Raw genomic sequence first — 12,311 nt, 5'->3', positions numbered from 1 at the left:
ATCTCGCTTGCATTCTAGCAAGTTTTAGCCAACACTCAATAAAAAATACGCCACATCATGTGGCGTATTAAGACAAAGTGCGGTTATTGGCGCAGGAGATCTAACACTTCTTTCGTTTTTTGTTCCATAAGTGCTTTATCACCGCGAGTTTCAAGGTTCAATCGCACCACAGGCTCAGTATTGGAGCTGCGCAAATTGAAGCGCCAATCTAGGTACTCAATGCTGATACCGTCGATTTCATCCACGCGCAGCGCGTCTTTTTCGAAGTGCGCGCGTACGCGGGCAATAGCGGCTTTCGCATCTTGCAATTTGCTGTTGATTTCCCCTGGTGATGGGTAGGTTTCTAGGCGATCCCCTACTAATTGTCCGAGTGATTTGCCTGTGGTGCACAGCAGTTCTGCCGCTAAAAGCCATGGGATCATACCACTATCACAATAGAAAAAGTCTCGGAAGTAGTGGTGCGCACTCATTTCGCCACCGTAAACAGCGTCAACGGCGCGCATTTTTTCTTTAATGAATGAGTGGCCTGATTTCGACATCACTGGCTCGCCACCGAGTTCTTCCACCAATTCCACCGTGTTCCAGATCAGGCGTGGATCGTAGATAATTTTCGCACCTTTATTTTTTTGCAAGAAAGCTTGAGCTAACAGGCCGACGACATAGTAACCTTCAATAAAGGTTGCGTTCTCATCGAACAAGAAGCAGCGGTCGAAATCGCCGTCAAAGGCAATGCCCATATCGGCTTTGTTGGACAGCACAGCATCAATAGTGTCTTGACGGTTTTCATGCAACAATGGGTTAGGAATGCCGTGTGGGAAGGTGCCGTCTGGGTTGTTGTAAACCTTGATAAATTCCACTGGTAAAGCTTTCGCTTTAAAACGTTTTTCCAGCTCATCAACCACATGCCCCGCCGCACCGTTGCCTGAGTTAACCACTAATTTGAGTGGTTTTTTCTTGAAATTGTCCAAATCAACATAAGTGAGGAGATGGTCAACATACTCTTGCAGTACGCTATGTTGTTTATATTCGCCACGTTTAGCCACTGCTGGGAAATTATTTTCTTCTGCTAATCGTTGGATATCCGCTAAGCCGCTGTCTGCACTGATTGGGCGGGAGCCCGCACGCACAAACTTCAAGCCATTGTAGTCCATTGGGTTATGACTGGCGGTCACTTCAATCCCACCATCAACACCCAAAAAGGATGTAGCGAAATAAATTTCTTCTGTGCCAGTAAGACCGAGATCAATCACATCCACACCCGCGTCTAACAAGCCGTTGGTCAGTGCGCTTTTTAATTCTTTGGAGCTTAAGCGTACATCCCCACCCACAACCACATTTTTCGGTTGTAAGAACTGCCCAAAAGCACGCCCAATGCGATAAGCGATGTCTTCGTTAAGCTCATCACCAAGGCGACCACGTACATCATAGGCTTTAAAACAAGTTAGTTTTGTCATTTTATACTCCAATACGTTCAATTACACGGTTTCAGGTTCTTTTTCAGCCTCTTTCAGCCGAAGATAAATTTCTTCACGGTGCACGGTGATCTCTTTGGGCGCACTCACGCCAATTTTCACTTGGTTGCCACGCACACTTAAAATAGATATTGAAATGTCTTCCCCTATCAGTAAATTTTCACCAACTTTCCTTGTTAGAATAAGCATACCTTTGTCTCCGACATTTAAATCTCTCTATGATGGTATACGTTGATAATACTTTATTTAATAAAAAAAAGTGATCAGCAAAAGTCTAAAATGTGCGGTAGTACACAAAATAAAAGCAGGTTACCCTGCTTTTATCATTTATTTAACTTAATTTATTCTCAAGCCATGTTTTCGCACAGCTCAGAGCAATAGGCACATCGTCCACTTGGCTACCACCCGCCATCGCCAAATCAGGCCGTCCACCACCTTTGCCGCCGACCGCTTGCGCCATCACATTGACCAGCTCTCCAGCTTTAAGTTTGTCGGTGAGGTCTTTGGTGACGCCAGCAATCAAGTTGACTTTGCCATCCAGCACACTAGCAAAGGCCACCACACCACTACCAAGTTGATTTTTCAAATCATCCACCAAAGTACGCAATGCTTTAGCATCTACACCATCGAGTTTGTACAAGATGACTTTCACGCCACCAATTTCTTGGTATTGTTTCGCCAAATTACTACCCGCTTGCAGTGCAGCTTGCGCTTGTAGCTGTTGTAAGCTTTTTTCATTACGTTTGTTACGCTCAAGCAGTTGCTGCACCTTGTCCACCACACCATTGACGTCGGTTTTCAACAGATCCGCACTTTGTTGCAATACGCGCTGTTGTTGGTGTAACCAATTGATGGCGTTTTGCCCCGTCACCGCCTCAATGCGACGAATACCTGAGGCAATCGCGCCTTCAGAAATAATTTTGAACAAGCCAATATCCCCTGTGCGTTTGGCGTGGATACCGCCACACAATTCGGTGGAAAAATCCCCCATCGTCAGCACGCGCACACGCTCGCCATATTTTTCACCAAACAACGCCATCGCGCCTTTGGCTTTGGCTGCCTCAATATCCATAATCTCAGTTTCGATCGGATAATTTGACCGCACTTTGGCATTCACAAGGTTTTCAATTTCAATCAGTTGCGCTTTACTGATGGCTTCAGGTTGCGAGAAGTCAAAACGCAGAATCGTGTCAGACACCAGCGAGCCTTTTTGGCTGACATGGGTGCCAAGCACTTGGCGTAAGGCAGCATGAAGCAAGTGCGTTGCCGAGTGATTAAGTGCGGTCGCCCCACGGCGATCGCTGTCCACCGTGGCGCGCAACAACTGACCAATGCGAATCTCGCCTTGTGTCAGCTCACCAATATGCCCGAACACTTTGCCATATTTTTGCGTGTCTTTCACCGCAAATTGCACACCTTCGGCTTCCAATACACCACTGTCGCCAATTTGACCGCCCGATTCACCATAAAATGGCGTGCAATCAAGCACCACCACACCGCCTTGACCTGTGCTTAAGCGTTCAACTGGCTTGCCATCGTGGAACAATGCCACCACCGATGCCTCGCCTTGCGCTTGGCTGTAGCCATTAAATTCGGTTTCGCCGTCCACGCGAATCACATTGCTGTAATCCACTGAGAAATTGCTCGCCGCTTGCGCTTGTTTGCGCTGATGATCCATTGCCGCATCAAAACCCGCTTGATCCACTTGAATGTCTTTTTCACGGCAAATATCCGCAGTCAAATCGTATGGGAAGCCGTAGGTATCATAGAGTTTGAAGACCACATCACCCGAGAGCACGCCGTCTTTCACGCTGCTTTTCAAAGCGTCGTCAAGCAACACCAAGCCACGCTCAAGGGTGCGGGCAAATTGCTCTTCTTCTTGTTTGAGCAATTTTTCGATCATCGCTTGATGTTGTTGCAATTCTTGACCAGCCTCCGCCATCACGTCAATCAAGGTTGGCACCAGCTTGTAGAAAAACGTTTCGCGCGCGCCTAATAAATGTCCATGGCGCACAGCACGGCGGATAATACGGCGCAACACATAACCACGCCCTTCGTTGGATGGCACCACACCATCGGCAATCAAATAAGCACACGAGCGGATATGATCAGCAATCACGTTAAGAGATTTATTTTTTAAATCCGTGCTGCCGACAATCTCCGCGGTGGCGGCCACAAGGCGTTTAAAAATATCAATATCGTAATTGGAGTTAACGTGCTGCAACACTGCTGCAATCCGCTCAAGCCCCATGCCTGTGTCCACAGACGGTTTCGGCAGCGGCAGCATTTCGCCGTCCGCTTGACGGTTGAATTGCATAAACACCACATTCCAAATCTCGATATAACGGTCGCCGTCTTCTTCAGGAGAGCCTGGAGGGCCGCCCCAAATATGATCGCCGTGATCGTAGAAAATCTCGGTACACGGGCCGCACGGGCCAGTATCACCCATTTGCCAGAAGTTATCGGAAGCATAAGGCGCACCTTTGTTATCGCCAATACGCACAATGCGCTCGGCAGGCACGCCGATTTCATCATGCCAAATGCCGTAGGCCTCATCATCACTTTCATACACCGTGACCCACAGTTTTTCTTTCGGCAAACCAAGCCACTGGCTGGAGGTCAAAAATTCCCAGGCAAAGTGGATCGCATCGTGCTTGAAATAATCCCCAAAGCTAAAATTCCCCAGCATTTCAAAAAAGGTATGGTGGCGCGCTGTATAACCCACGTTTTCAAGGTCATTGTGCTTGCCGCCAGCACGTACACAGCGTTGTGCGGTGGTGGCACGGGTGTAGGCGCGCTTGTCTTGGCCTAAAAATACGTTTTTAAATTGGTTCATACCCGCATTGGTAAACAGCAATGTCGGGTCGTTGTCTGGCACCAGAGAACTACTTGGCACCACTTCATGCCCGTGAGAGGCAAAAAATGCTAAGAAATCTCGGCGAATATCCGCAGTGGTTTTCATCATTATTCCTATTAACTTGCTTTCATTTAACGTACTATTTTGGCATAAAAAAACGGTAGGGGGAATTTTTTCACCGCACTTTGTCATAAAAAACCGCACTTTGATCGAAAACCAAAGTGCGGTCAAACAAAAAGTGCGGTTTATTCGTCTTTCAACGGCACCACCAACATATCAATAGTGATGTTGTTCATGACCTGACGAGTCGAGGAGATGAGTTTACTCCAGAAATCTTGGTGATGACCTGTCACCAGCAAATCGGCATCATAGCGCTTAATCGCTTCTTTCAACACTTGCTCCAAATCCCCTGTGCCACTGAGTTTTTCGGTGATAGGGTAGGGTGACGACGACGCCAGCTGATTGAGTGCATCATGGGTTTCTTGTGAGATTCTGTCTTGCATAGACGACATATTCACATCAATCAACCCCGTATAAAGGTCGGAAAAATTGACATCCACATGCACTAGCGACAATTTTGCTTGATGGCGCTGCGCAATATCCGCCGCTTTATTTAACAAAACAGCACTGTCTTCAGAAAGATCAACTGCAACGAGAATGTGTTTATACATACGCCCTCCTTGAACAAGGTTTAACCATCCATCTTCGTTGCGAGCATAATAACACGTTGAAATGAAAAAGAGAGTGTGCTGGATCACAGTTCACATAAATTTTTAAACAGGGCTAGACACCGCACTTTTTGCTTTCTATAATCGCAAGCGCTTTAATTCGTTTATTTATAGCGCAAGTTTTGTGTATAAAAAATGAATTCGCACACACGCTGCGTGTGCGTCAATTTATTTTTGTATCTGCTTGTGCCTTCGGTGAAGGACAATGTATGACAACCTGGCAACAATTTAAACAACACTATCTCATTTCGTTTTGGAATCCAACGCTCGCTGTCATAGCAGCTGGCATTCTTTCAACTTATTATTTTGGCCTAACAGGCACCTATTGGGCAGTCACTGGTGAATTCACTCGTTGGGGAGGACATCTTTTGCAAGCCTTTGGGGTGGATCTCTCTAGTTGGGGCTATTTTCAGCTCATCGGCATGCAAGGCAACATTTTCACCCGCGTTGATGGCGTGATGATTTTGGGCATGTTCACAGGCTGCTTGGCTGCGGCACTGTGGGCAAACAACGTCAAAATTCGCCTGCCGAAAAACCGCATCCGCATCGCTCAAGCGCTGCTCGGTGGGGCAATTGCTGGTTTTGGTGCACGGCTGGCGATGGGCTGCAACCTCGCGTCGTTTTTCACCGGCATCCCGCAATTTTCCCTGCACGCTTGGCTGTTTACGCTGACCACCGCCATTGGCACCTATTTCGGCGCCAAGTTCACCCTGTTGCCGCTATTTAAAAGCAAAGTCACCCTCAAAGCCTATCAAAAAGAACCCGCGGTGGTGGACGAAAAACGCAAAACGCGCCGTTTTCGCTTAGGCATGGGGATCTTTTTCACTTTTATCTTGACCGCACTTTATGTGTTCACATTTAATAGCAAGCTAGGCTTTGCGATGCTGGCAGGCTTAGGCTTTGGACTACTGATTGAACGCGCGCAGATCTGTTTTACCTCCGCATTTAGGGACTTATGGCTCACAGGGCGTGGGCTGATGCTTAAAGCGATTATCTACGGCATGTTAATCAGCACCATCGGCATTTTCAGCTATCTAGCGCTTGGTATGTCGCCCAAAATTATGTGGGCGGCACCCAGTGCGCTTATCGGCGGCTTATTGTTCGGCTTCGGTATTGTGCTTGCGGGCGGCTGTGAAACGGGCTGGATGTACCGCGCGCTAGAAGGACAGGTGCATTTTATGTGGGTTGGGATCGGTAACGTGCTTGGCTCCACCGCGCTGGCGGCAGTGTGGGACGATATTGCACCGCACTTGGTGTTCAATTTCCCCAAAATCAACTTGCTTGAGTGGGCAGGCACGCAAGGTGGCTTGTTGCTCAATTACGCGCTCATGGGCTTATTACTCCTCGCTGTCATTGCGTGGGAGCGACACTTACTGGCTCGCCGTCGCGCACAACTGAAGCAAACGTCAACCGCACTTTAGGAGGCATTATGTCATCATTCACCCCCAACTATACTTTAGATATGCGCGGCGAGCCGTGTCCATATCCTGCTATTGCCACCTTGGAAGCAATGGCGGAGCTTAAGCATGGCGAAATATTGGAAGTGATCAGCGACTGCGCGCAATCGATCAATAATATTCCCAAAGATGCGGAAAATCATGGTTACAAAATGCTCAAAATAGAACAAAACGGTGTTACAATTCACTATTTCATCCAAAAATAATCGATTTAGCATTTGCATTTGATTCTTTTCAAACAATTTGCTATACTCAAACGCAAATAATAAAGATAAGGACAGATAATAACCCTTGTCCATAATAACAACATATTTCTTAGCCACGCTTGCGTGGCTTTTTTTTGCCTAGATCAAGGGCTTTGGCGCAAATTACTTGATTTTTCACCCGCGAAAGCGTAACATTCGCAACAATTTAGTCATTCGAGGAATATACGTTGGACAGTCACAGTCGAAACTGGTTTACTTTTCGTTTTTGATACCCTCTCCATCGAGCTTCCTCGGCGAGTGTATCACTGATAAGTTACGGCTCGCCCGCCAATTTCCCATTTTCCCTGTCTAATCTATGTTCACAAGCCATAGGATAGAATTTTATGATTGGGGCTTTTGCTTTAGACAATGCACGCTTAGTGCGCGTTGATGATACATCACACAACCTAAACTCCGCCATTTGGATTGACTTGCTTGACCCAACGCGGGAAGAACGTGAAATGCTGCGTGATGCACTCGGTCAAAGTTTGGCATCCTACCTTGAATTGGAAGACATCGAAGCATCCGCGCGCTTTTTTGAAGACGAAGACGGCTTGCACCTGCACTCCTTTTTTTATTGTGAAGATGAAGATGACTACGCCGACATCGCAACCGTCGCATTTACCGTGCGCGACGGGCGGCTGTTTACCCTGCGCGATCGCGAACTGCCCGCCTTTCGGCTTTATCGTATGCGTTCACGCAGCCAAAAACTGATGGAATGTAACGCCTACGAATTGCTGCTGGATCTGTTTGAAACCAAAATTGAGCAGCTCGCCGATGTGATTGAAACCATCTACGCCGATTTGGAAAAGTTAAGCCACATTATCCTTGAAGGCAAGCAAGGCGAAGCCTTTGATGATGCGCTCGCCACGCTCACCGAGCAAGAAGACGTCAGCTCCAAAGTGCGGTTGTGTTTGATGGATACCCAGCGCGCACTGAGCTTTTTGGTGCGCAAAACACGCCTACCAGCCAGCCAGCTTGAGCAAGCGCGCGAAGTGCTGCGCGATATTGAATCCCTGCAACCACACAACGACACCTTATTCCAAAAAATCGACTTTTTGATGCAAGCGGCCATGGGCTTTATCAACATCGAGCAAAACCGCATTATGAAAATCTTCTCCGTGGCGGCGGTGATTTTCCTGCCACCGACACTGGTTTCTTCCACCTACGGCATGAACTTCGACATCATGCCAGAATTACACTGGGCGTTCGGCTACCCCTTCGCCCTTGGCTTGATGTTCTTAGTCGGCGTTATCCCATATTTTTATTTCAAACGCCGCGGCTGGCTATAACACAAACCGCACTTTTAAAGTGCGGTTTTTTATTCACAGGTAACTTCGCCCACTTGCCACTGGCCTGTGTCGCAGAGAGTAAGGTAAGGGGCGGTGGTGCGCCAGTCGCCGAGAACAAAGCGTTGTCCGTGCAAAACGCTGTGCTGTGCTTGGCGGTGGGTGTGCCCGTGAACAAGCACGCTCACGTTGTAGTGCGCCATAATGTGATCAACAAAGTGCGGTGCCACGTCCATGATATCAGCAGGCTTTTGCCCTTTCTGCCGTTGGCTGTCGCGGCGCATGTGGTTGGCAATCTTAAGGCGCCAGCGCAACGGCAAGGCGAGAAATAACGCTTGCAGCCAAGGTTGATGCACTATGCGGCGAAAGCGTTGATATGATGTGTCATCCATACACAACGTATCACCATGACAAAGAAGAATGGCTTGCCCCGCGTAGTGAATGCGATGGTAGCTTGGCAGCAAGGTCAAACCGCACTTTTGCGCAAATTGCCGCCCCAAAAGAAAATCGCGGTTGCCGTGTTGAAAATAAACCGCAATGCCTTGCTCGGTCAGCGCACGAATTTCCGCTTGCACAAGGCTGATCACACTGGATTGCTCGTCGTCCCCCACCCAAAATTCAAACAAATCACCTAAAATATAGAGCGCTTGACTGGCTCGCCCTTGCGTGCGCATAAAACGCACAAAACAGTCACTCAAGTGCGGTCGTTCGTCACTCAAATGAAGATCAGCAATGAAGGTGATGTGTGCCATATTAACGCAAGCGTGTGGATAATTACGCTCAAAGATACACATATTCTGAGATTTTCGCTATACTTCTTGCAAAAATTTTAAGGGATTTGTCATGTTAGCCATTTTAAGAACCATTGTAGTAGTGGTTTGTGCCATTCTAATTTGTGTGCTAGGCACCGTTTATTCGCTTATTCGATTTAAAAATCCGAGTAATGTCGGCGTGATTGCTCGTTGGTTTGGGCGATTGCATCCCTTATTTGGCATTAAAGTAGAGCACCGCTTTCCAGCCAATGTCAACGATTTCGGCTCATGTATTTATATTGGCAATCATCAAAATAATTACGACATGGTGACAATGGCGTATATGGTACAGCCTAAAACCGTCAGCGTGGGCAAACGTAGCCTGCTGTATATCCCTTTTTTCGGTCTGCTTTATTGGGCCAGTGGCAATATTTTGCTTGACCGTGACAACAAAAGTAAAGCCCACTCCACGATGTCGCAACTGGCAAAACGCATTCAACGCGACCAACTGTCCATTTGGATGTTCCCTGAAGGCACACGCAGCCGTGGGCGGGGTTTATTGCCGTTTAAAACGGGCGCATTTCATGCCGCACTGGCCGCGCAAGTGCCCATTGTGCCAGTGTGCTGCTCAAGTCTGCACAATAAAATTAAACTCAATCGTTGGGATAATGGCAAGGTGATTTGCGAAATGCTGCCGCCGATTGATGTCAGCGGCTTTAGTCGCGACAATGTGCGTGAGTTAGCCAACCATTGCCACGCGATTATGGAGGCTAAAATTGCCGAACTCGACGCTGAAATCGCCCATGAAAAACGCACCTAATTTGCCCCTTTCACGCAGGGCACTGCTCAAACACACCGCCGTGCTCGGTGCAGGTGCATTGTTGCCAAACATCGCGCTGGCGCAAAAAGGGCGCGCGCTGCCAATTCCGCCATTGTTGGATGTCGGCCGCGGCAAGCCAGTGTTGCTGTCGATGACGCGCACTCAAACGCGCTTTTTAGACGGCAATAAAGTCGATGTGTGGGGCTTTAACGGCGCCTATCTTGGCCCGACCATCAAATGTAAGCAAGGGGATTTTGTCCGCCTTAACTACCGTAATCAACTAGAGCAAGCGGTGTCTTTAACCGTGCAAGGCTTGCAAGCCAGCGGCGAGCTGCTCGGCGGAGTAGGCAAAGTGTTTCAGCCCAATAGTGAGTGGTCGCCCGTCATTCCCATTACACAAAACGCCGCCAGCTGTTGGTATCACGCCAACACACTTGCACACAGCGGCTATCAGGTTTACCGTGGATTACTTGGCTTGTGGCTCATTGAAGACAAAGACAGCCGCAAGGCGATGCTGCCAAATCAATATGGCGTGAATGACATCCCCCTGATTTTGCAAGATGTGCAACTTAACCGTCAAGGTGAGCAGCTGTTTAATCCGAATGTGTATCCGTTTTTAGGTAATCACTTGCTGGTGAACGGTGTTCAGGCGCCTTATCTTAACGTGGCGCGCGGTTGGGTGCGGCTGCGTGTGCTGAATGCTTCCCTTTCACGCAGTTATCAATTGAGCTTAGATAACGGCGCACAGATGGTTTTGTTGGCAGGCAATCTCGGCTTTGTGCCACAACAGCGCACTATTCAACAGCTTTTTTTAAGCCCAGGCGAACGCGCCGAAGTGCTGGTAGATATCAACGAAGGCAGTGAAGTGACCTTGATCACGGGCGAAAAACGCGGCTTTTTGCACAATCTGACCGCACTTTGGGCGGATGACAGTGAACTGAGCGACAACCGCGTGTTAACGCTGCGCCCAGAGGGCATGGTGTCTGCCTTTGCGCAAAAGCCATACATCAACGCCGCCTTGCAGTTTGACTCACCGATTGAGGTTGTGCGTGAGCGTGACTTTCACTTGGATGTGGACAACGCACTGCTCAATGGGCAACGCTTTGACCCACGACGCATCGATGTGAGCGCGAAACTCGGCAGTTATGAGCGTTGGAAACTCAGCAGCTCAACGCCAACGGGTTTTCGGATTGAAGGGGCAAAATTCTTAGTCGAGCGTGTTAATGGCAACAAGGTGGATCTAACCCAAGCCAGTTGGCGTGATACTTTATGGCTGAATGCGACCATGTCGGTGCTGGTGAAATTTGACAACATGTCCTCGAATAATTACCCGTTCACGTTTGGTGCGAGTGATTTTATCTTAGCTGACAAAGGCTGCCTGGGCATGATTGTGGTGCAATAGCGCAACCACACTTTGCCTTTTACAGCCCGAGGGCGTATTTCAGCGCGCGGTTTTTCAGCGGCGTGCATTTCTCCACCCCCAACAAAGCTAGATTGCGCGCAATTTTCAGCTGTAACAAAGGCTCTTTGAAACCCTTGTAAAATAGATCCATCCCTGTTTGCATCAGCAGATTATCTGGCTTTCTTCGCCGCTCGTAGCGCGCGAGCGTAGCGTCACTGGCAATATCTTGCCCTGCACGCTGCGCCTGTTCTATCACCGCTAAAAATACGGTAACATCTTTGAAGCCCAGATTGACGCCTTGCCCTGCCAGCGGGTTAATGGTGTGCGCTGCATCGCCGAGCAACACAATGCCGTCTTTATAATAGTCTGTGGCGTGGCGACGCACTAGTTCAAAGCTCGCTGCCTGCGTGGCTTGCACTCGTCCTAATCGAGTAGGAAACGCGCACATAATTTCATCGCTGAGCTTGTCTAAAGGTAGCCGCTGCAGCCGTTGAATGTCCGCTGGCGCGTCATACCACACTAGGCAGCCCTTGCGCCCTAACAATGGCAAAAAAGCGCGCGGCCCACTGTGATGAAACTGCTGCCAAGTGATGTCTTGTTGCTCAAGCTCAGTGTTAACCAGCACTAACATACAGCGCTGGCGATACTGCCAGCCGCTCAGGCCAATGTGAGCAATATTGCGCAACTGCGAGTTGGCACCATCGGCGGCCACCAGCAAAGGGGCGGCAAATTGCTCACCGTTGTCAAGGTGAACCTCCCAGTGCTGACCGCACTTTTGTATTTCAGCAATCGTACCGATACTGTGCGACAGCGTGTCAACATCCTCAAACGCGCGCCAAAGGCCGAGCTGCACCACGTTGTTTTCCACCATAAAACCCAACTCACTTAAGCCCAAATCTTGGGCGTTAAAGGTGGTTTCAAAGCCGTCAATTTCCCAAGTGGCGAGGCGCTTGTAAGGGCAGGTGCGCATGGCTTGAATGTGGCGCCAAGCGTTGAGCTGCTTGAGCAATTTCACCGAGCCTGCACTGATCGCCGAGATGCGAATGTCGTAATCGCTGTTGTGATCAAAGTGCGGTAGTGGGCTTCGCTCGATCAGTTGCACTGTCAATTTCTGCTGCGCCAGTCCCAACGCCGCCGCTGAACCGACCATTCCACCACCGACAACAATCACATCACACTGTTTCATATTTCACGCCCTTTCCCTTAACTTTATTATGGCTATTGTACCGAGATCGATAAATTTTACCATTAGATCGCGAAAATTTGCGTTTTTAACTAGTCAGCGAAAA

Annotated in this window: 11 protein-coding genes; 5 read left to right on the top strand and 6 right to left on the bottom strand. The window is 48.7% G+C overall.

What is annotated here, in order from left to right:
- Positions 1-83: 83 nt before the first annotated feature.
- The 4 genes from HPC38_RS08815 to uspA all read right to left on the bottom strand — a co-directional run bounded on the left by HPC38_RS08815 (position 84) and on the right by uspA (position 5,000).
- Positions 84-1,454 carry a phosphohexomutase domain-containing protein gene (locus tag HPC38_RS08815; RefSeq protein ID WP_208120928.1) on the bottom strand — a complete coding sequence of 457 codons (1,371 nt, stop codon included), beginning with the start codon at positions 1,452-1,454 and terminating at the stop codon, positions 84-86.
- 21 nt (positions 1,455-1,475) lie between these two features.
- Positions 1,476-1,661, bottom strand: coding sequence for a carbon storage regulator CsrA (gene csrA / locus HPC38_RS08810; protein ID WP_208120927.1), 186 nt, complete (start codon positions 1,659-1,661; stop codon positions 1,476-1,478).
- Between the two features lie 142 nt (positions 1,662-1,803).
- On the bottom strand, positions 1,804-4,434 hold the full coding sequence (alaS, locus tag HPC38_RS08805; protein WP_208120926.1) for an alanine--tRNA ligase: 2,631 nt from the start codon (positions 4,432-4,434) through the stop codon (positions 1,804-1,806).
- A 140-nt stretch (positions 4,435-4,574) separates the two neighbouring features.
- Entirely contained in the window at positions 4,575-5,000 is a 426-nt protein-coding gene (uspA, locus tag HPC38_RS08800) for a universal stress protein UspA (RefSeq protein ID WP_208120925.1), read from the bottom strand.
- A 266-nt stretch (positions 5,001-5,266) separates the two neighbouring features.
- Here uspA and yedE point away from each other — a divergent pair, with 266 nt between their 5' ends.
- From yedE to corA, 3 genes are all read left to right on the top strand, one after another.
- Complete coding sequence (yedE, locus tag HPC38_RS08795) at positions 5,267-6,478, top strand: selenium metabolism membrane protein YedE/FdhT (protein ID WP_208120924.1); 1,212 nt, start codon at positions 5,267-5,269, stop codon at positions 6,476-6,478.
- A gap of 8 nt (positions 6,479-6,486) precedes the next feature.
- A complete protein-coding gene (yedF, locus tag HPC38_RS08790; RefSeq protein ID WP_208120923.1) occupies positions 6,487-6,720 on the top strand; it encodes a sulfurtransferase-like selenium metabolism protein YedF in 234 nt (77 codons plus the stop codon).
- Positions 6,721-7,103: 383 nt separating this feature from the next.
- The gene (gene corA / locus HPC38_RS08785; protein ID WP_208120922.1) at positions 7,104-8,051 is read left to right on the top strand and encodes a magnesium/cobalt transporter CorA; all 948 of its coding nucleotides are present in this window, start codon (positions 7,104-7,106) and stop codon (positions 8,049-8,051) included.
- Between the two features lie 29 nt (positions 8,052-8,080).
- On the opposite strand, the gene lpxH is transcribed toward corA, so the two are convergent.
- On the bottom strand, positions 8,081-8,800 hold the full coding sequence (gene lpxH, locus HPC38_RS08780) for a UDP-2,3-diacylglucosamine diphosphatase (RefSeq protein WP_208120921.1): 720 nt from the start codon (positions 8,798-8,800) through the stop codon (positions 8,081-8,083).
- Between the two features lie 91 nt (positions 8,801-8,891).
- Here lpxH and HPC38_RS08775 point away from each other — a divergent pair, with 91 nt between their 5' ends.
- Together HPC38_RS08775 and HPC38_RS08770 are read left to right on the top strand one after the other, a co-directional pair.
- Positions 8,892-9,620, top strand: a complete 729-nt coding sequence (locus tag HPC38_RS08775) for a 1-acylglycerol-3-phosphate O-acyltransferase (protein WP_208120920.1) — start codon at positions 8,892-8,894, stop codon at positions 9,618-9,620.
- A complete protein-coding gene (locus tag HPC38_RS08770; protein WP_208120919.1) occupies positions 9,604-11,022 on the top strand; it encodes a multicopper oxidase domain-containing protein in 1,419 nt (472 codons plus the stop codon). The genes HPC38_RS08775 and HPC38_RS08770 overlap by 17 nt, the downstream gene beginning before the upstream one ends.
- A 19-nt stretch (positions 11,023-11,041) precedes the next feature.
- Here HPC38_RS08770 and HPC38_RS08765 read toward each other — a convergent pair whose 3' ends face one another.
- Positions 11,042-12,208 carry an FAD-dependent oxidoreductase gene (locus HPC38_RS08765; RefSeq protein WP_208120918.1) on the bottom strand — a complete coding sequence of 389 codons (1,167 nt, stop codon included), beginning with the start codon at positions 12,206-12,208 and terminating at the stop codon, positions 11,042-11,044.
- Between the last annotated feature and the right edge of the window lie 103 nt (positions 12,209-12,311).

Source organism: Spirabiliibacterium pneumoniae, from assembly GCF_014884995.1.
Lineage (GTDB): Bacteria > Pseudomonadota > Gammaproteobacteria > Enterobacterales > Pasteurellaceae > Spirabiliibacterium > Spirabiliibacterium pneumoniae.
Note: the sequence above shows the minus strand (reverse complement) of the source record. Positions and strands in the feature narration are given on the sequence as shown.

Bases quoted from the DNA above. Each gene is read 5' to 3' on its own strand.
- uspA (WP_208120925.1), bottom strand. From the start codon at position 5,000: ATGTATAAACACATTCTCGTTGCAGTTGATCTTTCTGAAGACAGTGCT.
- csrA (WP_208120927.1), bottom strand. From the start codon at position 1,661: ATGCTTATTCTAACAAGGAAAGTTGGTGAAAATTTACTGATAGGGGAA.
- corA (WP_208120922.1), top strand. From the start codon at position 7,104: ATGATTGGGGCTTTTGCTTTAGACAATGCACGCTTAGTGCGCGTTGAT.
- alaS (WP_208120926.1), bottom strand. From the start codon at position 4,434: ATGAAAACCACTGCGGATATTCGCCGAGATTTCTTAGCATTTTTTGCC.
- HPC38_RS08770 (WP_208120919.1), top strand. From the start codon at position 9,604: ATGAAAAACGCACCTAATTTGCCCCTTTCACGCAGGGCACTGCTCAAA.
- yedE (WP_208120924.1), top strand. From the start codon at position 5,267: ATGACAACCTGGCAACAATTTAAACAACACTATCTCATTTCGTTTTGG.
- yedF (WP_208120923.1), top strand. From the start codon at position 6,487: ATGTCATCATTCACCCCCAACTATACTTTAGATATGCGCGGCGAGCCG.
- HPC38_RS08815 (WP_208120928.1), bottom strand. From the start codon at position 1,454: ATGACAAAACTAACTTGTTTTAAAGCCTATGATGTACGTGGTCGCCTT.
- HPC38_RS08775 (WP_208120920.1), top strand. From the start codon at position 8,892: ATGTTAGCCATTTTAAGAACCATTGTAGTAGTGGTTTGTGCCATTCTA.
- lpxH (WP_208120921.1), bottom strand. From the start codon at position 8,800: ATGGCACACATCACCTTCATTGCTGATCTTCATTTGAGTGACGAACGA.
- HPC38_RS08765 (WP_208120918.1), bottom strand. From the start codon at position 12,208: ATGAAACAGTGTGATGTGATTGTTGTCGGTGGTGGAATGGTCGGTTCA.